The following is a 20,398-nucleotide window of genomic DNA, read 5'->3' on the forward strand; positions in this document are numbered from 1 at the left end:
AAATTAACGCTTTATGATTTGTTTTATTAACTCACCTTTATCTTCTTCACTCATCTTTTCAAGCAAGCACAGCAACTCCGCCGTACTTTCTGACTCGCAAAAAAAGTAAGCCACTGGTACACCTAGCTCATCAGCCATGGCTTTTAAGGTCTTGTAGTCGGGTGTATGCTTGCCCTTTTCATATTGATTCATACGCGCACTCGCGGTGCCAATTTCCATGCCTAACTGGATGCCCAACTGCTTTTGGCTAATGCCTTTAGCGGTTCGAGCCTGTTTAAGCCTGAAAGGAAGTGGATTGGTGTTTTTATCTGCCACAAGTTCAACATAGTCAGTCCTTAGATAACTCAGATTGTCTTAGTTTTTTTAGTTCAGGTATACTAAGGAATACTTAGCTTTTTAATGTTTGTTGTCAAGATTTAATCTGAGCTAAGTCATATCAAGCTATCTATCAATGAAGATACCGTTGATTTATAAGTAACAAATGTCATGGAGTGGCTCGTTAAACATTGAAATTAAACACTATTGGTAAAAATCGTGACCATAAAATTAATCCGTATAAATGAAACTTTGCTTAGTATTCTCATTGTCGAAGAGCTTCAACAGTTCACTGTTACTCAGATAAAAAATTTGATAATGAAGACAAATCCCTCTGTTTCGCCAAAAGAAATAGATCAGTTGGTTCGTCGTGCTTGCGCAAAACTGGTAAGTGTTGGATTTTTAGAGAAAAAATATCAGGGGAAAAAGCATGTTTATTATAAAACAGCACTGTTTGATAAGTCACAGCTAGTGCCCAGTAAAGCGCGCATGAAAACGACAATAACGATATCTGCCAGCTCTCAAGAATTAATGCGACTCAAAGCGACACTCAATCAATACCAAGTAGATTTACTTGGATACATTGGGGAGGCGGAAGAGTTTAAACGCCTAATTGAGGAAATCCCAAATTCAAAACCCAGGCTTTATCCCAGATACATGAATGCTCGTAATCAAAGTTCAACCCTGATGGGGAAGATTAAGGCTGTAGAGTCTTGTCTTAACGACCTTAAAGGCTTATCACAGTGAAGTTAAGACAATGGCAAAGCCAATGCGTTGATGCTGCGTTAGCACGATATCAAACTCAAAGTCATTTTATGTGTTTAGCCACACCAGGTGCGGGTAAAACCATTATGGCGGCAGAACTAGCCGCAAGACTTATTGCTATGGGTAAAATTGACTTTGTGCTGTGTTTTTCTCCATCGTCAGAAGTCAACGATAGCATTAGAAGTACCTTTTCTAAACGCTTAAATAAGCGCTTTGATGGACTTATGGGAGCAATTGGTAGTGTCTATACCTATCAGTTTTTGCCCTCATTAACAGAAGCATTCTGGCAGCTTTTACGTACTCATAAAGTGTTTGTGATTATGGATGAAGTACATCACTTAAAGGGCAGTCTACTAACTAACGCCAATGCTTGGGGTGAGGAGGTGCTGTTAAACATTCAATATAATGCAGCTTATACTTTGGCACTTTCTGGTACACCTTGGCGCTCAGATAAGGCCCCTATAGTACTTTCGCGATTCACTGAACCAGATAATACAATCCACTGTGATTTTAGCTATGGATTAAAGCAGGCAATTGAGGATAACGTATGTCGTCAGCCGAATATTGTTTTAATTGATAACAACAAAATCAAACTAGAAACGGATCAAGAGACTGAGACATTTGCATCTATAGCTGAGCTTTTGTTAGATCTAAGATACAGCTATCAGGCGTTAATTAATCATCATCAAATAATGCATTATATGTTGAATCAGAGCGTTAAGAAATTGGCCGAAATACGCCAGAGCAACCAGAATGCCGGCGGTTTAGTTGTAGCAGCTTCAATTAAGCATGCTAAACAATTACTCCAAATACTTGTCTCTGATCTTAAGCAAAGTGCTTGTATCGTGACGTCTAACTTAAAGCATCCTTCCCGTATTATTGATGATTTTCGACAAAGTAACACTCAGTGGATTGTTAGTGTGGGGATGATTTCTGAAGGTACTGATATCCCTAGGCTGCAAGTATGTTGTCATTTGAGCCGAATAAAAACTGAAATGCATTACCGACAAGTGCTAGGTCGCATATTAAGAGTTAATTCAGATGAGGCTCAACAAGCTTGGTTATTCACTTTAGCAGAAACAAGCCTGACAGAATTTGCTTATCGAATTGATCAAGATTTACCAGAGCAATCAGTGTTTATAGATCACACTGGCTCACAGGATTTAGATCTAGAGTTGCCGCAATCAAAATCGAGTAAAACAATTCAGGCAGATGACGGTAATGAGTTACATGTGGATCTGTCAGGTTTTTCGTTACCTCATACTAAAGGCCATGCTAGCGCTTCATATAAGTCAGCTATAGACGAAGAGAACACTTACAATTTGGCTTTGTTAGGTTCATATAAAGAGCAAATCGTCAGGATGTTTGACAATTATTTACTCAGTAGCTGAGCCAAGGTTTGTGGTTTAGAAAATACTCTAGCAATCAGCATGTCTTCTGCTGACATTGCATTTGAGTTATAGCGAGAATGCTCAAAAACTTCAGAAATCAGAATATTCTCTGTTGGTTGAGTAAATGGATTATTTAAAACTGGCCCCGATGTTCTATTGAAAAGTGTTGTATAAGCATCAGCAAAATGTTGATTTTCTAGCGTGTTAGCACGGGTGAGCAACGCATTCTTCAATGCTTCTAAAAGGAGGTGTTTTAGAATCCTATTTTCACCTCTACAAGCTGCAAATAAGGGAATTGCCACATGCTTGTCTTCCAGCTTGGGAGGCTCTTCAAAGGGCATGTACTTAGCTAAGCCCATCAGATATTGGCGGTAATACTTGCTGTCTTTTTGAAGACTAAAATATTCAAGCTTTCTTCGGCGTATTAACCGAGATGACCATTGCGGCTCTTCTGCAATTTGCACAGCCCATGGCATACCCACTAACACAATAGGCACCTTGGCTTCTTCGCTAATATACTTCAATGCATTGGCAATTAATTGCCGTTCTTGAACAGTTTTAAACTCTATTAATTCTTGAAACTCATTGATGATAAGCAGCTCAACCTCTGCCCTAACCAAACTACCGACAAGTTTTTTGGTCAAGTCAGTCTCATAACCACGCTTTTTTCTTTGGTGACTACCAAACAACTCAAGATCCATTAATATTTGAGTTAAGGTTGCATCTAACCCTTTTCCACTGGATATACGGCTCACTAATACAGGAATGGATTGACGACTGTAATTCTGGCTAGCGAAGACACGTTTTTTATAGTGATTTATCAGATGGCTTTTGCCTACACCGGTATCACCCGTTAATAGCATGCATTGTTGGTCAGATTGAAAATGACGATTTAATCTTAACTCATCAAAATCGTTAAAAATGGTTTTAATTTGTGGATGAAGCACAATGCAGTCACTAAATATTTGTAATTGCTCAATTTGAGCAGAACTCAAGGTCTTCATTCAAAAGCCTCTAAATCATCATCCCAATTATCGAAAACATTGATTTGTTTAGTTTCTGATTTATTAGGTAAAAATAAGTTTAGTTCCTCTGTATTTAAATTAATCGTCCTTTGACCTGTATTGCTGATATCGGCTAATTGAGCCTGTTTTTTTACTGCTGAAATTTTAGCTTTTGTTTTGGATGCAATAAATGCTTCTTGCTCTTGCTTAACTCGCGCATGAATTGCCATACGCGCTTTAGCTAAACCTAGGTTGTCCTTACTCTCACGTATTGTTTCACGATTAATTTTCTTAATTATTTTATGTTCGTGAAGACTCAAACCATTAGCATACCCAGAGTTATCGGTACAAGGCACTTTGAGGTATCCATCTAACTCCTCAAGGTACACATGGATATTAGACAGGTCATCAGGGTCTATCTTTATCAGTTTTTTTATTGTGTTTTTCGTTTGTGGGTAGTGCTTACGATAGTCTGCTAAAGCAGTAGAGTCATACATCAACTCTTCATATTTAAAACCATTTCGAGTTAATGTTCTTTCATCAGTGATTCCCATCAGCACAGTAAATCGTTGTTCGTCCTCTTTACTCATCTTTTGTGGCGGGTAAATATCAAAGCCATATTGCCATTGTTTTATGGGAATACGCGTTTCACGTGAGTCGGAATCTTGATGATAAACATCAACAATCCAACGATGAAACTCTTCAACAAAGGTCGAGAAGCGCATAATAGCGTCTTTTTCGGGTTTATATTCTTCTTTTGCCAAGATATTCGAGAAGGTTTTTCCTGGTAATTCTGTTAAAAAATACTCGTTTATCATCCCAAAGAAACGTTCTACAAATGGCTTTAACCAAGGTTGTTTAACTGGGTTATATTGAATATTTATTCCAGTTTCTTTACACGCATGCTCTAAACTTTTAGACCAAAACTCAGCTCCATTATCTACAACTAGATTTTCAAATTTGCCAAAGCAAGGCCACTCATTTTGAAGCTCTATATCAAGACCTTCAAATGATTTTGGTTTTATTGCATGCACGATTGCTTTGGCTGCTGAAACATATGAGGGCGAGCGATAACTTAAGTGGAACCCCAAAACACAACCACTAAAAACATCGACGATTAAGGTTAAATAAGGCCTGCCTAGTGGGATAGATAACTCATCATCAAGTAGGATTATATCAAGCGGTGTGTGGTCAATTTCTACACGTTCTAATATTCGAGTTGGAGGTATGTGTGATGAACAATAAGCAAACCATTGGTCAGCTTTAAATTTACCATGCCTTGCAACTGCCACTGGATAAGGAGGTAGTGATTTTATTCTTTGGTTAAAACTTTTGTAAGAAATAATAGGAATTTGCCCATCAATAATGTTTTCATTCTCAATAGTGATGGCGTCTTTGTAGTATTGATATGCTGTAGATACTCGAGGTCTTTTAGCATCTAAAAAACGAATTAGTGCTTGCTCAAAAAAAGCTTCATCACCTTGAGTACGACTTGTTCTATTACCCATTTTGTGTCGCTTGGCGACTAATGATGCAAGATCGCCGTTACTGTCAATGTAGCTTTTACGCCAACGGACTAACGTTCGCCAGTTAGGTCGCTTGTCCATGTTTGCAGTAAAAAGTGTATCAAGAATTGGGTCTAAATTTTTTTGAGTCCATCCACCTGTAATTTTCTTTTCGATGAAAGCAATAAGTTGATATTTATCGAGAGCTTTATCTTTTAAAAAATCGGGGAAGGTATCTAAATCTCGCTTGACTAATTCGGCATCAGCTAACTTAACATATTGGGCTGGAGTATCAGGTTTACTAACTAATTCAGAGTCATTGAATTCATCCTCGAAGTCCATCACTCAATGCACCATACAGAAGGATTACAAGTAAGATCATCATGGTTTAAGTTGGTCTTGATTAATCCTTTATGTATCAGAGAATAAAGATATGATCTAGCCTCAGCTAACGGTAATGACAGCTTAATTGCAACATCACTTACGTTAATTTTTCCTGTTCTTTTTATAAGCTTAAGCAATTCAATTTGAATAGTATTTAAGTCATAGATACCTGAATACCGGTGCAATATTTTAAGATTATTTAGAATAGGATTTACGCGGATTTGACGTTCTGTAACCAAGATAAGATCTGCTCCCAAGGACTGAGCGACCACTTTCTTGGCTGCGAATTGAGATCTAAAAATAGGGTCAAAAATTTTACTGTAGGGCTTATATTCATGATATTTCATAGTCCCATCATTGTAGTAAATTAGCGCATCAGGCGTATAAAATGCTCTTACGCCGTCAAAATCGTAATAAAACTTTTCAGGTTGACTAATAAATATTTTGATCGATTCATTGTACTCAAGATGAAAGTACGCATCAAACTCCAATGAACTCTCACACATTATTGTTTCGCCAACTTTTGCACTAGCAAATTTAAATATATTTTTATTAGGTGAAGGTTTACGTAAATTTCTCATATTTTCGATAAAAATTGAACAATTTAAGTACACTTAGTGTACTAACATGCGAAAATTTGTCAATGTATGGGTTATTAATCGCTCAAGATGCTGATATTAAAGAAAATGGCTTTTGGAACATAATTACAAAAACCATTTTTATGTCATTGAATGGGTTAAATTTGTCAAACTATGGGTACATTATGTCAATGTATGGGTTCAGCGACAAAATTGTTAAAACTTAAGCACTACTACTTAAACACCACTATTTCATCGCGGCTTTCACGTACACATCAAAGCGATTTTTTTTCTGGGCTAATACCATACTGGGTTTTATCCCGTCGAGATCTTCAGCGTAATCAGGGCGTTTTACGACTACACGCTTGCTGGCCAGTGCCATTGCCGGGGCTAATAAGCCGTCGGCGTCGAGGTCGGCACCGACTAAGGTTTGAAATACGCGCATTTCTTTTTTAACTAATGCTGACTTTTCGCGATGTGGGTACATTGGGTCTAAATACACTACGTCTATTTCTGTACCAGAGGATTGCGCAGCATCTGCTAGTGCATTAAGGCTTGAGCCATGAAACAGACTCATCAAATCCTGCATCCACTCGCCAATTTCGGCGTCTTCGTAGGCGCGACGTAGGCCGTCTTCTAATAGTGCGGCAACCACAGGGTGGCGCTCAACCATAATCACTTTGCAGCCCAGGCTTGCCAATACAAATGCATCGCGGCCTAAACCTGCTGTGCCATCGACAACCGTTGGCGTTACACCTTGCTTTAACCCAACCGCTTTGGCGATAGACTGCCCGCGCCCACCACCAAATTTGCGCCGGTGTGCCACAGCACCTGAGACAAAATCAACGTTAATACCATCTAATTTGGGTTCATCTCGTTTGTACAAACTCAAACAGTTTTGCTCAAAGCGCAATTCAAATGCGGCGTCTTTGTCCCACACGAGTTGCCAGCGAGTAGCGATATCCACCAATGTTGGGTACTGCTGATTAAAAAAGATAGGTGTCTGCAACAAGATAAATACCATGCCAAAATAAAAACTACCTCATTATGCCAAAAGCCATCACCAGTGAATACCTATACCTCACGCCTGAGAAAACTTATAATGATGGTATTACACAGTTTTTACTGTTCATTCGTTAATGGAAACGCCCATGCTTAGTTATCGCCACGGTTACCATGCAGGCAATTATGCCGATGTGCTTAAACATTCAATGCTCATCCAAGCATTAAAAGCCATGCAGAAAAAAGAAAAACCTTATGTGTATATCGACACTCATGCAGGCGCTGGCGCGTATTCGTTAACGGATGAGTTTTCGCAAAAAACCGGCGAGTATTTAGAAGGCGTAGCTAAATTATGGGACCACAAAAATCTCCCAATCGCCCTTGCCGATTATGTTGAGACTGTGCGCCATTTTAATGCTGAATATGACGGTGAGCTGAGGGTTTACCCTGGGTCGCCGGCAATTGTTGACGTGGAATTACGCCCGCAAGATAGAATGGTGTTGCACGAGCTACACACAACCGACCATGAGCTACTTGAAAGTTATTTTATTCAAGACAAGCAAGTCAAAGTGATTAACGACGATGGTTTAGCTGGGTTAATCGCGGCGGTGCCACCTCTTGAGCGCCGAGGGGTGATTTTAATTGACCCAAGTTATGAAATTAAAACCGATTATATTGATGTTGCGAACACGCTGATTAAAGCCCACAAACGCTTTGCAACAGGTGTTTTTATGTTGTGGTATCCGGTGGTAAAACGTGAGCAAACTGAAGCCATGCTGACACTGCTTAAAAATAGCGGCATTAAAAAGCAACTGCGTATTGAGCAAGCCATTAATGCCGATAGCGATGAATTTGGCATGACCGCCGCTGGCTTATGGGTGATTAATCCGCCGTGGCAAATGGATGACATGGCTAAAGAAGCATTAGAGTATTTAGCGCCTTTATTAGGCCATGCTGACGGTTACACAACAGTAAAATGGGAAGTCGGCGAGTAGCCTCCATTAGATAATAAAAAAGCCCGGTGCATGTTAATGCTCCGGGCTTTTTAATAACAAACTTAAAATGATTACTTAAAAAACGCGCCTGCCGCCCCAGGAAATACCACTGGGCTGACATTACCGTTGGCAGCAACACTTGCTACGCCAAATAAGTAATTATCAATCACTAGATTATCTAAAGTAAATGTTTCCACTTTGCCAACATAACGGCTGTGAGTCCATTCTGGCGCGGTCGTTGAGCGCCAATACACCCGATAACCTACTACCGTGTCATCAGTGCTTTTTTGCCAACTTAGCGTAGTACTGGGTGACACCTGACCTTCAATGCTCACCTTAGTTGGCGGCGCTGGTGCCCACGCCTGTGCGGCTAAACTAATTGCATTTAATGCGGTGAGTTTGGCGGTAAAGTCAAAATCGACCCCTTCAATCACATCACCGTAAGCAATGCCGTTTTCAACCCGAATATCTTGATGTTGGCGGTCGTAATGCTCGTTGGTTTCCATAATGCGCACCGCTGGTAAACCGGCTTGATTAAACGGTAAATGATGCCCACCACGGCCAAATCGGTCGAGGCGATACACTAACATAACGTCAAGGTTCGTCATGTACTGGTCGGCTAATGATTTAATTTTACGGGCTAAATTACGTGAGGCAGAATCGTTCTCCCCACCACTAAAATAACGCTCTTTTGCTTCGTCGGCGGTTTCGGCAAAGCGCACACCTTCCGAAAACACTCGCACACTGCTGTTATTGACCACGCCATTAATGCCGGCAATGTTGCCTATCATGTCGTTATTGAGCACAGCTTGCACTTGCCAGCCTTGTGCTTTGGCATAGTCGGCTAAAATATTGCCGCCGTATAGGCCCTGCTCTTCACCCGACAAGGCCGCGTATACTATGGTGCCGTTAAACTGATATTGAGATAACACCCGTGCAGCTTCTAATGCGCCTGCCACACCGGAGGCATTGTCGTTTGCGCCTGGTGAAATAGAAGTGGCATCCAGCACGTCGGTAACACGCGAATCAATATCACCGCTCATCATCACCACACGCTTAGGATCTGTTTTACCGCGTTGAATCGCGATAACGTTGACCACTTCTGTTGGCTTGGCGATACGCTTGCCTTCAACCGTTTTGGCTACGGTAACAACCTCTAAACAGCCACCACACTGTGTTGAAATTCGCTTAAACTCGGCTTCTATCCAGCGTCTTGCTGCGCCAATACCCTGGGTGTCTGACTGCGTGTCAGATAAGGTATGACGAGTGCCAAAATCAACCAGGGTACGAATATCTTGCTCAATGCGCTGTGCTTGTGGCGCATTAGCAATGTCGTATAAGCGCATGTCTTCTTGCGATGGTGCAACTGATGTTGCTGGGGTTGCCGCCATAGCAGGAACCGTGGCCGCACCTAGAATTAATAACCCTGCTAGGCCCGCTAAACAGTAACCGCTCTTAGGGCTGAGTTTGACGCGCTTTGGCGCTGCTTTGTGGATAAGATATTTCATATGACCTCGATTAACTGGCTAATGCTTTTTGGTAGCGTTTGAATAATATTTTTACGCGCTTCACATAAGCTTGAGTTTCTGGGTATGGCGGAATGCCACGGTATTGGGTGACGGTGCTTGGGCCAGCATTGTACGCGGCGCACGCTAGGTCTAAATCACCATTAAATTGGGCTAATAGCTGTGCTAAATAACGGCTACCACCACGAATATTTTGCTGGGCATTTAATGGATTGTCTACGCCCATGTCACTGGCGGTGCCGGGCATTAATTGCATTAAACCTTTAGCACCCGCTTTTGAAACGGCGCCAGGCTTAAACACAGATTCTGCATGAATCACGGCTCTAATTAATGCTGGGTCTAACTGATATCTGTGTGCGGCTAACGCCACATCGGTAGCAAAGTGCGACGTAAATAACGGGATTTTATACCAGTCGATGGTGGAGTCTGGTCGGCAGGCAAAGCACTCGTACAACAACACTTGATAGTCGGCATCTAACGGTTGCTGATCACTAAATACCATAATCCCGTTAGCTTGCTTATATTGGTACACTTTACGTTTTTCAACGCCAAGATCGCTCACAATACCGTTTTCAGAATATTGCGCTTTAACTCTGAGTTTATTTGGTGTTGTTGAGGATTTTTTTAGCGGATAGTCGTTGGTTAAGGTGCGAGGTCTAGAAGTATCATTAACATAGCTATTATCGAGTACAAGCTGATCATTGAGCGACGTAACAGGGGGCTGTTCAATCGCATTAACATGCTCAAGCGCGGGTTCGCTTACGGCTGATGGCTGTAATGAGCGTTGCGTTTTTTGCTCAGGCCGTTCTTCAATGTATTTGGCTTTAATTTTCGGTTTAACGACATCTTCAACCTCAGGATAAACCACTTGTTTGGCTTCTGCGGTTATTCCCAGCAACACAGTGCCGGTAAGTAAAAGCGCCAAACTATTACGCCATAACATGGGCTTATTCCTGCACTTGGTCAAAAATGGGCATCGGGGCAATCCGCGCAAATTTTGCCACTGCCGACCCAGGAAAAATTTTTACCCCACTGTTTAACTCATCCACGGCTTTGCGATAAAAATCTTCGGCATGTACAAAATCAAGTTCAAGCTGTAAATACTCGGCCAATTGTTCAGTGCATAGCTTGTCTTTATTTACCGTCGACAGCAGTGACTCTAACCCTTGATCGATTTGTTGCCAGGCGGCAATAGACACTGACAATGAGCCACCAGCCACATTTGACTCTTCAATGGGTTGGTTCCAATCATGCTGGGGTTGTATGTGTTTTAAGTGGGCAAGTTGCGCTTGCTGTTCAGCGGTTAAGGGATGTTGATATGACTGTCTTTCACGACATAATTCGGTAAACAGCGTTAATCGTCTATCGATTTTTGAGTCGATCACTTTTAGCGCTTCAATGGCTGAAGTGCGTTTTTTAAGTAAACTGGCATACCATAGATAAGCCAGAATAGCAGCTAAAGTGAGGCTAAGTAACAGCGCCTGCATGGTGACATCCTTTATTATTGTTATTCACTATCATAATCATTATTTAATCAAAAGTTCATCTTTATCAACAATCTCTTCGTTAAAAAATAACCACAAAGGTGTTTAGTCAGGACAAATAGATGTTAAAAATCTGTTTTAATTAAGATCTTAATCATAACACAAACACAGAAGAGTACCTGGATGATATTTACACAAGTAGTTTTTTAATCAGTAAATTTTTCAATAACCTAAAGCAAAACCACTTAGGGTGTTTTTTAAACACAATTTAAGTTTAGTCTTTTAAAAATAGTCAATTAGCAAGATTTAAGTATCATTTAATTGCCGTTAAACTGGGTTTTACGTGCTACATCCTTTTTTGACCAAATCACTGCAGAAAAGTCTATGGCTACAGACACAAAAAAGCCCAGATTAACTGGGCTTTTAAACACGGTTCAGTGATTATATCGACTTTCTATCATTATCGATTTGCTCATGCTCTGCTTCGGTTATTTTTTCACGCTTACTAAAGATGCGTTCAACCACCACAAAGAATAACGGCACAAAGAAAATACCCAGGAATGTCGATGACATCATCCCGCCCAGTACAGCAGTACCGATGGCATTTTGACTGCCAGAGCCAACACCAGAACGAATGGCTAATGGCACTACACCTAAACCAAAGGCCAATGACGTCATTAAAATTGGGCGTAAACGTACTCTCACTGCATGCAGTGTTGCCTCAATTAAGCCCGAGCCTTTCTCAAAGTATTCTTTAGCAAACTCAACAATCAAGATGGCGTTTTTAGTTGCCAACCCAACCGTAGTTAATAAGCCGACCTGGAAGAATACGTCGTTAGGTAAACCACGTCCATTCATGGCGAGCAATGCCCCAATAATACCCAGTGGCACCACAAGAATAACCGATAACGGCACCGACCAACTCTCGTATAATGCCGCAAGTACCAAGAATACAATCAAGATAGACAGTGCGTATAAGCTCGGAGCTTGGTTGCCAGACAACCGTTCTTCGTATGACAAACCATTCCATTCTATACCGTAACCTGGTGGAAGCTGTTTGGCCATTTCCTCTAGTGCACTCATTGCCGCTCCGGTACTGTAACCCGGTACTGTTGCGCCTTGAATGTTGACCGCAGGTACACCATTAAAACGCTGTAACTGAGGTGAACCAAACTCCCACGAACCAGTAGAAAATGCCGAGAACGGTACCATTTCGCCATTGCTATTACGCACATACCAGGTATCTAAGTCGCTTGGCTGCATGCGATACTTTGCTTCACCTTGCACATACACCTTTTTCACACGACCGCGGTCAATAAAGTCATTCACATAAGAGCCACCCAACGCCGTCGCCATGACGCTATTAACGTTATTAATATCAATGCCTAATGCGCGTAATTTAGCGTGATCAACGTGAATTTGATACATAGGTGCGTCTTCCTGACCGTTAGGTCTTACACCCACTAAATTAGGATTTTGCGACGCCATTCCGAGCATTTGATTACGCGCTTCAATCAACTTATCGTGACCTTGGCCATTCAAATCTTTTAAGTACATATCAAAACCATTGGCGGTTCCCAGCTCAATCACCGAAGGCGGTACAAAGGCGAACACTAAGGCTTCTTTAATTTGCATAAAGCGCCCCATTGCACGGCCAGCTAATGATTGCACATCTTCACCTGGCGCTTCACGGGTAGACCAATCTTTTAAGCCAACAAACGCGAGCCCCATGTTCTGACCTGAACCGGCAAAACTAAAGCCTGCAACGGTAAACACTGAGTTAACAATGTCTTTTTCGTCATTGAGGTAATAGTCATTAACCTGCTTAAGCACTTTTACGGTACTTTCTTGGGTTGAGTTTGTTGGTAAGATGGCTTGAGTAAGCAAGATACCTTGGTCTTCATCAGGTAAAAATGCCGTTGGCATACGTAAGAAGATCCAACCCACCGCAATCACTAAACCAATGTAAATTAACATCACACGGAATGAGCGTTTTAAAATACTGCCAACGCTCGACTCATAACGCGAGGTCATTGCATCAAACTTACGGTTAAACCAACCAAAGAACCCCGTATCTGCGTGGGTATGACCTTTTTTAATGGGTTTTAACATGGTGGCACATAATGCCGGTGTGAGTACGATTGCGACAAACACAGATAACGCCATTGCCGATACAATGGTAATGGAGAACTGACGATAAATAACCCCAGTAGAACCTGACATAAATGCCATAGGCACAAATACTGCTGACAAGGTCAAACCAATACCCACCAGGGCACTGGTGATTTGGTCCATCGACTTGCGGGTAGCCTCAAGTGGACTTAAGCCCTCTTCAGACATGACCCGCTCAACGTTTTCGACCACCACAATGGCGTCGTCCACCAGCAAACCAATGGCCAGCACCATGGCAAACATGGTTAAGGTATTGATGGTAAAGCCTGATGCCGATAACACAGCAAAGGTACCGAGCAATACCACAGGGACTGCAATGGTTGGAATAAGTGTGGCCCTGAAATTTTGCAGGAACAAATACATAATTAAGAAAACCAATACAATGGCTTCTATTAATGTATCCACAACACCTTCAATCGATTGCTCAACAAATGGCGTAGTATCGTAGGGATAAACCACTTCAAGCCCTTGCGGGAAAAACGCCTTCATCTCATTAATTTTGGCTTTAACACCTTCTGCGGTGTCTAGAGCGTTGGCACCAGTGGCCAATTTAACCGCTAAACCAGATGCTGGTTTTCCATTGTAATAAGAGTCAACGGCATAACTTTCTGCACCCAGTTCTACTCTAGCGACATCTTCAAGGTACACATTTGCACCTGATGAGTCAGACTTAAGAATGATCCGTCTAAATTGTTCTGGTGTTTGTAAGCGGCTTTGAGCTGATATTGTTGCGTTAAGCTCCTGCCCAGCTAACGATGGGGCGCCGCCTAACTGGCCCGCAGAAATCTGCGCGTTTTGCTCACTAATCGCCGCAGTAACATCAATACTGGTTAAGTTGTACTGGGTTAATTTAAGTGGGTCTAGCCAAATACGCATCGCATATTGTGCACCAAAGAGCCTGAGTTCACCCACACCAGGTACGCGGCTCATTGGGTCTTGAATATTGGCGGCGACATAATCTGAAATGTCACTTTTGCCCATTGAACCATCTTTAGACACAAACCCCATTACCATCAAGAAGCCTGATGTCGACTTATTCACTTTTACGCCCTGCTGCTGTACTTCAGTAGGCAGTAAAGGCGTAGCGGCCTGCAATTTGTTTTGTACCTGAACCTGTGCAATATCGGGATCAGCTTCAGCATTAAAGGTTAAGGTAATTGAAGCATTACCAAAGCTGTCACTGGTGGACGAAATATAACGTAAATGATCAAGCCCAGTCATACGCTGCTCAATCACCTGGGTTACCGTGTCTTCCATAGTTTTGGCAGATGCACCAGGATAATATGCACTGATCACAACCGTTGGCGGCGCAATACTAGGATACTGAGCAATCGGTAGGCCTTTAATGGCTAACACACCTGCAAGCATAATTAATATTGCGATCACCCAGGCAAAAATTGGGCGATCAATAAAAAAACGAGCCATAATTTATCCCTACTTTTGTGGTTGGTCAGCCGTTAACACTTGTGGTGACACTGGTGCACCTGGACGGATTTTTTGTAGTCCTTCGACAATCAATTTATCGCCAGGAGCTAGTCCTTCAACAATACGCCATTGGTTATCGATAACTTCGGCAGTTTTGACAACGCGCATTTCTACCTTGTTGTCTTTATCAACCAACATCGCCACCGCTTGGCCTTTATTGTTGCGCGTAATAGCACGTTGTGGCACTAAAATCGCTTGAGGGTCTTGGCCTGCATTTAGCTGTGCACGCACATACATGCCTGGCAATAAAGTGCCATCTGGATTTGGAAACTCTGCTCGTAACGTCACTGAGCCCGTAGTCTCGTCGACATTCACTTCTGCAAACTGTAATGTGCCTTCATAGTCATAAGTGCTGCCATCTTCAAGCATCAGCGACACTTTGGCATTATCACTTTTAAGCAATTGACCAGAACGTAAATTGGCTTTTAAGCGCAATAGCTGAACACTTGATTGCACAATGTCGACATTGATGGGATCAAGTTGCTGAATCGTCGCAAGCGTTGTTGCTTGATTCGCTGTCACTAACGCACCTGCAGTAACCGATGATTTACCAATTCGGCCAGAAATAGGCGCTTTAACCTCGGTGTATTCAAGATTAATATTGGCTGTATTAATGGCAGCTTTAGCCACTGTAACCGCAGCTTGAGCTTCTTTGTAGGCAGCTTCGGTTTCGTCAAAATCTTGCTTACTGACCGCATTGGTTTTAACCAGCTGAGCATAACGAGCCGCTTTAGCTTTGGCTGATGCTAACGCCGCATTCGCGCTGGCAAGGTCAGCTTCTGCACTGACTAATGCAGCCTTATATGTGGCCGAATCAATTTGATACAGTGATTGGCCTTGGCTCACTTCACTGCCTTCAGTAAAGGCGCGCTTGGTAATAATACCAGACACTTGTGGGCGCACCTCTGCTTCTAAAAAGGCACGGCTACGACCAGGTAATTCGACTGTAATGGCCTGTGATACTGCTTCAACAGTCATCACGCCAACAGGAGAAGGAGGTTGTTGTTGCTGTTGCGCTTGAGCCGCATCCTCTGCTTTGCCACAAGCGGTAATCCATATTGCCGCAGATATCACCGCGGCGACTTTCAATGCTTTGTGCATGTGTGCTCCTACTCCAATTTGCGTTCAATATGGTTCCTCCGTTTTGAGGCATTCCATTTGAAAATAGCTAAAATTACACTGTAAAATTTTCTGTGCTCTTTATCGCACAGGGACAAAATTCAAACAACTCAACCTAATGCAATAAATTGTAAACAAATAATAAGCTTAGGTTATACATGGTAAACTTGTTAATACCTTGTTAACTGAGATCTGCTCAATCAAACAAATTCGATCCATTTATTTGGCGCACTTTACGCCAACATGTTGACAATATCAACTTTTCTGTACTCAGGTTAGGTAAAGCTATTACCAACATAGGCTATCTTATGATCGGTGACAACCTCATTTAATTCATCCATCTTGCGTACATTATCCTGTTGTTCTACATCATCCGTTGCTGGATTTATCATAATATCGCGCCACCATAGCTCGTTAGCTTGTGGATTTGCCAACATCACTGCTTGACCAAACTTAGGTGTTGCCAAAGTGACATGATGCTGTTTAGCTAATTTGTTAATACGTTCAAAAGGTTCAAACCAGTCATGTAATGCTAAATCAAATGTACCATTATGCACGGGTATCATTACCTTGGCGTTAACATCGATATGCGCCTGCAAGCTCTGCTCTGGCAACATATGGATATCGCTCCATAATTCATTATAGGCGCCCGTTTCAATCATACTCACATCGAATGGCCCATATCGCTCACCAATGTCTTTAAACCCACCAAAATAGCCACTGTCACCGCTATAAAAAATCTTGTGTTGCAAACCTTGAATAACCCAACTGGCCCACAATGTCTGATCTCGGTCCAGTAAACCTCGCCCCGAGAAATGCTGCGCAGGGGTGGCGATAATGGTTAGTCCATTTAACTCAACCGATTGCCACCACTCAAGTTCAGTGACCTGAATAGGGTCAACACCCCACGCCGTTAAGTATTCGCCCACTTTAAGTGGTGTAATAAAGTGCTGCACTTTGTCCGCTAGTTGTTCAATGGCGGCTTTATCGAGGTGATCATAATGATCATGGCTAATGATGACGGCTTTTATTGCCGGTAAATCTGCAATACTGATAGGAGACTCATGAAAGCGCTTTGGCCCAGCCCATTGCACAGGCGATGCACGTTCGCTAAATACCGGATCGATTAATACGTACTCGCCATCTAAGCGCATTAATATTGTTGAATGCCCTAAACGATATATCGCATCGTCATGCGTTTGCGAGAGGATGTCTTGAGTCAAGGTCATTAACGGCACAGCATTGACTGGAGCAGGTGCTTGGCGCTGTGTGTTCCAATAGGCTTTAGCAATAGGCCATAAACTGCTTAATCCCGTCTGATAGGCTTTTTCACTATTTGTGAACGGCTTGCTTTTATTGGCTGCTGACCATGTTTTTGTGAGCCACACAATGGCAACTAACATCACAAATCCAACGATAACACCGGCTAATATTTTCATCTCGATACCAACAAAGTAAACTACACGGTGTAGTTTAATAATCTCCCATTGAAAAGTAAACTACTCAGTGTAAAATCTCTTTCATAAACTCGATACAGTGCAGACCATGACTCAAGAAAAACAAACGCGTAGCCAAATTAAACGTGCGGCCATTATTGAAGCCGCCAGAACAACCTTTAAAGCATTAGGGGTTACTGCGACGAGCATGGACAAATTAGCCGAAGAGGCTGGCGTGTCTAAACGCACGGTGTACAACCACTTCGCGACCAAAGAAGCATTAGTGATGACATTAATGACCGACCTATGGAAAAAAGCGTTGTCGCACCCTTCTGAGCCTTATCACCCAAACAAGCCATTGGCACCGCAGTTACAACAATTAGTCCGCGATGATATTGAACATATTCAGTCAGAAGAACACATTGAAGTGTCAAGAATGGTGATTGGTCATTTGTTTTATGCATCTGAAATGCAAAAAGAAATAAAAAAGATCATCAAAGAAGAAAACGCCATTTCACGCTGGATTAAAGCAGCCAACAAAGATGGTCGAATCAATGTTGACGATATTGAACAGGCTCAGGACCAAGTGCACAGTTTAATTAAAGGCCAATGTTTTTGGCCATTAATCTTTCAAATGAACGAGCCTTTTACTGACAAAGAAAAAGATCAGCATGCCGCTGAAATCGTGAAGGTCTTTTTGTGTCGCTATCAAACATGATAGCCACTACACCCGATTGTCACCCACGCCCAATGAAATCGTACGGCTAATTTGCGCCAAACTCATGCCAGACTCTTGCTGCCACTGATTAAAAGCCGCTTGCGTTTGGCGCAGTGCTGTTTGTGAGGTAAAGCCAGCATCCACCACTTTATGCGCAGTTAAATATGACTGCACATCTTGGCTAAGTAAAAAGGTGTCTTTGCCAATCGCGCGCAAAAAGTATGGCCCAGTGTTGCCGCCCAAACGTGCACCACGTTTTTTAAGCACTTGCCATAATCCGGTAATGTCATCTGTTGGCCAATTGGCAATAAACTCAGCAAAACTGCCGTGTTCTGCACTGATTTGCTGGATCATGTAGGCATTATCGACAATGGCCTGGGTTTTCTTTTGGTGGCGAATAAGGGCCGGATCGCTAGCGCGCTGCTGAATTTGATCGGGTGACAGCATTAATACTTTCATCGGCACAAAGTCAAAGAAGGCTTGTTCGTAAGCTGACCATTTATTATCGACCACTCGCCACACAAAGCCACTTTGAAACACACGTTTACTCATCACAGAAAGCAATTGTGCATCAGAATACTCACAGATTTCAGCTGCGCTGAGTGTGTCAGGTAGCAGCGACTTCACGATTGCTGGCCCGCCTTTACGCTCGCAAGCGCGCGCCCAAATATCACTGAATGTTTCTAATGCCACCATGTCACTCCTTATGCCTAATCAACCTAAACTGGCTAATACGGCAAACTCAGGTTGATTGATCTGTATAGATTGATACCAACAATCAATCGTAATTATGTATTACACTCTTTTTTGAGCTGTAAAAACTGTTTCCACTTAACCACTTCGGCCGGTAGTTCTGGCGTATCACCCGTGTAACCCGCTGCCGTAATTAAGGTTTCGATAGGCACTTGCTTACCACGGCACACAAATACCCCACGCACATGGGCAATACAATGCAAGCCACGTGCGGTCACGATACGGTGCTCAATGTAAAAGTATTTTTCATCCCAACCAACAATTTTGGTTTCAATAGTAAATTTTTCAAACGGTTTAATATCGCGGATGTACGTAAACTCGGCGGCGTTCACGATAGGCAGCCATTTATTCTTTAAAAACTGCTTCATTAAACCGATTTCGGCAATCATGTACGTACGGGCTAAATCCATAAAAGCCGGGTAACGCGAATTGGTTAAATGTAAGTTGATGTCGCAATCTAACGGTAAAACGCGATAATTAATTTTACTGGTGCCTAAAAAATCAATACGTTTGCAATGGCCTATTCGCCATAAAAACAACAACGCAAAACGAAAATACAGATTCATCTACCACTACTCCTATTGTTAGCGCGACAGGCTAACAAAGGTCATACCAGTGAGCAAGAAGCTTTATTATCTTTATACCGATTGGCGAATGCGCAAGCCTATAAAGTCTATGCAACACCGTATTTTGTTACTCTTTTTGCGACTCACCCCCCTTTTAATCTCACTCTTAACTGATTACCATAGCAACGCAATTTCAGCTTATTGGTAAATAAGCCAATAAGCTGAAATAAACGCAAACAACATTATTTATAATTCTCAGGGCGGGGCGCAATTCCCCACCGGCGGTAAACTTGAAAAAGTAAGCCCGCGAGCGCTCGATTCATCGAGGTCAGCAGATCTGGTGACTTGGTATTACCTTACGTAATCACTAACAGTCCAGAGCCGACGGTTATAGTCCGGATGAGAGAGAATGGAGATACATCAATCAGCCCACGGCTTTTTGGTGCAATTTGTTTTGGATTTATATCCCTCTTTACAAGCCCTGATTCTGGTCATTTTAGGAGTACAACCATGAATCAGCTATCACTACTTGCCGAATTTGGCGAACCCATCACCCGTGTCGAAAATGCCCTTGCAGCGCTTAGAGAAGGCCGCGGCGTTTTGTTACTCGACGATGAAGATCGCGAAAACGAAGGCGACATTATTTATTCAGTTGAGCACTTAACCACAGCGCAAATGGCATTAATGATCCGCGAATGCAGCGGCATTGTGTGTTTATGTTTAACCGACGAGCACGCCAATAAGCTTGAGTTACCACCTATGGTTGCCGACAACAACAGTGCCAACCAAACCGCGTTTACTGTGTCGATTGAAGCTAAAGAAGGCGTAACAACGGGCGTGTCAGCACAAGACCGTGTTACCACCATAAAAACCGCCGCTAACCGCAGTGCTAAAGCATCTGATTTAGCCCGCCCAGGACACGTATTTCCATTACGTGCTCGCGCTGGCGGTGTAATGACTCGTCGTGGCCACACTGAAGGTACGGTTGATTTAATGCAAATGGCCGGCTTAATGCCTGCTGGCGTGTTATGTGAACTCACCAACGAAGACGGCAGCATCGCCAAAGCGCCTGAAATCGTCGCCTTTGGGTTAAAGCACAATATGCCAGTACTCACCATCGAAGACATGGTGATGTACCGCAACCAATATGATTTGAAGTTAGCGTAAACAAAACCTAATTCATTTCAAAGCTAGAGGCGC

At 42.5% G+C, this 20,398-nt stretch carries 18 protein-coding genes and 1 riboswitch; of the genes, 5 read left to right on the top strand and 13 right to left on the bottom strand.

The window, feature by feature from the left end:
• Positions 1-3 precede the first annotated feature (3 nt).
• Positions 4-315 carry a helix-turn-helix domain-containing protein gene (locus K8B83_RS01005; RefSeq protein ID WP_223418971.1) on the bottom strand — a complete coding sequence of 104 codons (312 nt, stop codon included), beginning with the start codon at positions 313-315 and terminating at the stop codon, positions 4-6.
• Between the two features lie 219 nt (positions 316-534).
• Between K8B83_RS01005 and K8B83_RS01010 the strand changes: the two genes are divergently transcribed.
• Together K8B83_RS01010 and K8B83_RS01015 are read left to right on the top strand one after the other, a co-directional pair.
• Entirely contained in the window at positions 535-1,062 is a 528-nt protein-coding gene (locus K8B83_RS01010; protein WP_223418973.1) for a hypothetical protein, read from the top strand.
• A complete protein-coding gene (locus tag K8B83_RS01015) occupies positions 1,059-2,471 on the top strand; it encodes a DEAD/DEAH box helicase (protein WP_188918613.1) in 1,413 nt (470 codons plus the stop codon). The genes K8B83_RS01010 and K8B83_RS01015 overlap by 4 nt, the downstream gene beginning before the upstream one ends.
• Here K8B83_RS01015 and K8B83_RS01020 read toward each other — a convergent pair.
• The 4 genes from K8B83_RS01020 to K8B83_RS01035 form a co-directional block, all read right to left on the bottom strand.
• A complete protein-coding gene (locus K8B83_RS01020; RefSeq protein ID WP_188918611.1) occupies positions 2,453-3,475 on the bottom strand; it encodes a TniB family NTP-binding protein in 1,023 nt (340 codons plus the stop codon). The two genes, K8B83_RS01015 and K8B83_RS01020, sit on opposite strands and share 19 nt — an antisense overlap.
• On the bottom strand, positions 3,472-5,322 hold the full coding sequence (locus K8B83_RS01025) for a transposase family protein (RefSeq protein ID WP_223418975.1): 1,851 nt from the start codon (positions 5,320-5,322) through the stop codon (positions 3,472-3,474). Before K8B83_RS01025 ends, K8B83_RS01020 begins: the two co-directional genes overlap by 4 nt.
• Positions 5,322-5,945 (bottom strand): TnsA endonuclease N-terminal domain-containing protein, encoded by a 624-nt coding sequence (locus K8B83_RS01030; RefSeq protein WP_223418977.1) that lies wholly within the window; start codon positions 5,943-5,945, stop codon positions 5,322-5,324. Before K8B83_RS01030 ends, K8B83_RS01025 begins: the two co-directional genes overlap by 1 nt.
• A gap of 244 nt (positions 5,946-6,189) precedes the next feature.
• Positions 6,190-6,966, bottom strand: coding sequence for a class I SAM-dependent methyltransferase (locus K8B83_RS01035; protein WP_188736012.1), 777 nt, complete (start codon positions 6,964-6,966; stop codon positions 6,190-6,192).
• Positions 6,967-7,093: 127 nt separating this feature from the next.
• Here K8B83_RS01035 and K8B83_RS01040 point away from each other — a divergent pair, with 127 nt between their 5' ends.
• Complete coding sequence (locus K8B83_RS01040; protein ID WP_188736014.1) at positions 7,094-7,939, top strand: 23S rRNA (adenine(2030)-N(6))-methyltransferase RlmJ; 846 nt, start codon at positions 7,094-7,096, stop codon at positions 7,937-7,939.
• A gap of 71 nt (positions 7,940-8,010) precedes the next feature.
• On the opposite strand, the gene K8B83_RS01045 is transcribed toward K8B83_RS01040, so the two are convergent.
• From K8B83_RS01045 to K8B83_RS01070, 6 genes are all read right to left on the bottom strand, one after another.
• The gene (locus tag K8B83_RS01045) at positions 8,011-9,330 is read right to left on the bottom strand and encodes a M28 family peptidase (protein ID WP_223419979.1); all 1,320 of its coding nucleotides are present in this window, start codon (positions 9,328-9,330) and stop codon (positions 8,011-8,013) included.
• Positions 9,331-9,457: 127 nt separating this feature from the next.
• Positions 9,458-10,195 (bottom strand): lytic transglycosylase domain-containing protein, encoded by a 738-nt coding sequence (locus tag K8B83_RS21680; protein WP_373284847.1) that lies wholly within the window; start codon positions 10,193-10,195, stop codon positions 9,458-9,460.
• Positions 10,196-10,412: 217 nt separating this feature from the next.
• Positions 10,413-10,952: a hypothetical protein gene (locus K8B83_RS01055; RefSeq protein ID WP_188736021.1), complete on the bottom strand. Its 540-nt coding sequence runs from the start codon at positions 10,950-10,952 to the stop codon at positions 10,413-10,415.
• A 438-nt stretch (positions 10,953-11,390) separates the two neighbouring features.
• Positions 11,391-14,546, bottom strand: a complete 3,156-nt coding sequence (locus K8B83_RS01060) for an efflux RND transporter permease subunit (RefSeq protein ID WP_188736044.1) — start codon at positions 14,544-14,546, stop codon at positions 11,391-11,393.
• A 9-nt stretch (positions 14,547-14,555) separates the two neighbouring features.
• Positions 14,556-15,707, bottom strand: a complete 1,152-nt coding sequence (locus tag K8B83_RS01065; protein ID WP_188736046.1) for an efflux RND transporter periplasmic adaptor subunit — start codon at positions 15,705-15,707, stop codon at positions 14,556-14,558.
• 293 nt (positions 15,708-16,000) lie between these two features.
• Positions 16,001-17,164, bottom strand: coding sequence for an MBL fold metallo-hydrolase (locus tag K8B83_RS01070; protein ID WP_188736048.1), 1,164 nt, complete (start codon positions 17,162-17,164; stop codon positions 16,001-16,003).
• Positions 17,165-17,270: 106 nt separating this feature from the next.
• Between K8B83_RS01070 and K8B83_RS01075 the strand changes: the two genes are divergently transcribed.
• The gene (locus K8B83_RS01075) at positions 17,271-17,879 is read left to right on the top strand and encodes a TetR/AcrR family transcriptional regulator (RefSeq protein ID WP_223418979.1); all 609 of its coding nucleotides are present in this window, start codon (positions 17,271-17,273) and stop codon (positions 17,877-17,879) included.
• A 6-nt stretch (positions 17,880-17,885) separates the two neighbouring features.
• On the opposite strand, the gene K8B83_RS01080 is transcribed toward K8B83_RS01075, so the two are convergent.
• Together K8B83_RS01080 and K8B83_RS01085 are read right to left on the bottom strand one after the other, a co-directional pair.
• Positions 17,886-18,575 (bottom strand): DNA-3-methyladenine glycosylase I, encoded by a 690-nt coding sequence (locus K8B83_RS01080; protein ID WP_188736052.1) that lies wholly within the window; start codon positions 18,573-18,575, stop codon positions 17,886-17,888.
• A gap of 92 nt (positions 18,576-18,667) precedes the next feature.
• Positions 18,668-19,198, bottom strand: coding sequence for a thioesterase family protein (locus K8B83_RS01085; RefSeq protein WP_188736054.1), 531 nt, complete (start codon positions 19,196-19,198; stop codon positions 18,668-18,670).
• A gap of 247 nt (positions 19,199-19,445) precedes the next feature.
• Positions 19,446-19,613, top strand: a riboswitch (FMN riboswitch).
• A 95-nt stretch (positions 19,614-19,708) separates the two neighbouring features.
• On the opposite strand from K8B83_RS01085, the gene ribB reads away from it, so the two are divergent.
• Positions 19,709-20,365 carry a 3,4-dihydroxy-2-butanone-4-phosphate synthase gene (gene ribB / locus K8B83_RS01090; RefSeq protein WP_188736056.1) on the top strand — a complete coding sequence of 219 codons (657 nt, stop codon included), beginning with the start codon at positions 19,709-19,711 and terminating at the stop codon, positions 20,363-20,365.
• Positions 20,366-20,398 lie beyond the last annotated feature (33 nt).

Origin of the sequence: Shewanella inventionis, assembly GCF_019931735.1 — a bacterium.
Classification (GTDB): Bacteria; Pseudomonadota; Gammaproteobacteria; order Enterobacterales; family Shewanellaceae; genus Shewanella; species Shewanella inventionis.

What these genes read in the sequence shown, in the direction of transcription:
- K8B83_RS01020 (WP_188918611.1), bottom strand. Translation starts at nt 3,475, where the DNA reads ATGAAGACCTTGAGTTCTGCTCAAATTGAGCAATTACAAATATTTAGT.
- K8B83_RS01025 (WP_223418975.1), bottom strand. Translation starts at nt 5,322, where the DNA reads ATGGACTTCGAGGATGAATTCAATGACTCTGAATTAGTTAGTAAACCT.
- K8B83_RS01030 (WP_223418977.1), bottom strand. Translation starts at nt 5,945, where the DNA reads ATGAGAAATTTACGTAAACCTTCACCTAATAAAAATATATTTAAATTT.
- K8B83_RS01035 (WP_188736012.1), bottom strand. Translation starts at nt 6,966, where the DNA reads ATGGTATTTATCTTGTTGCAGACACCTATCTTTTTTAATCAGCAGTAC.
- K8B83_RS01040 (WP_188736014.1), top strand. Translation starts at nt 7,094, where the DNA reads ATGCTTAGTTATCGCCACGGTTACCATGCAGGCAATTATGCCGATGTG.
- K8B83_RS01045 (WP_223419979.1), bottom strand. Translation starts at nt 9,330, where the DNA reads ATGGCGGCAACCCCAGCAACATCAGTTGCACCATCGCAAGAAGACATG.
- K8B83_RS01055 (WP_188736021.1), bottom strand. Translation starts at nt 10,952, where the DNA reads ATGCAGGCGCTGTTACTTAGCCTCACTTTAGCTGCTATTCTGGCTTAT.
- K8B83_RS01060 (WP_188736044.1), bottom strand. Translation starts at nt 14,546, where the DNA reads ATGGCTCGTTTTTTTATTGATCGCCCAATTTTTGCCTGGGTGATCGCA.
- K8B83_RS01065 (WP_188736046.1), bottom strand. Translation starts at nt 15,707, where the DNA reads ATGCACAAAGCATTGAAAGTCGCCGCGGTGATATCTGCGGCAATATGG.
- K8B83_RS01070 (WP_188736048.1), bottom strand. Translation starts at nt 17,164, where the DNA reads ATGAAAATATTAGCCGGTGTTATCGTTGGATTTGTGATGTTAGTTGCC.
- K8B83_RS01075 (WP_223418979.1), top strand. Translation starts at nt 17,271, where the DNA reads ATGACTCAAGAAAAACAAACGCGTAGCCAAATTAAACGTGCGGCCATT.
- K8B83_RS01080 (WP_188736052.1), bottom strand. Translation starts at nt 18,575, where the DNA reads ATGGTGGCATTAGAAACATTCAGTGATATTTGGGCGCGCGCTTGCGAG.
- K8B83_RS01085 (WP_188736054.1), bottom strand. Translation starts at nt 19,198, where the DNA reads ATGAATCTGTATTTTCGTTTTGCGTTGTTGTTTTTATGGCGAATAGGC.
- ribB (WP_188736056.1), top strand. Translation starts at nt 19,709, where the DNA reads ATGAATCAGCTATCACTACTTGCCGAATTTGGCGAACCCATCACCCGT.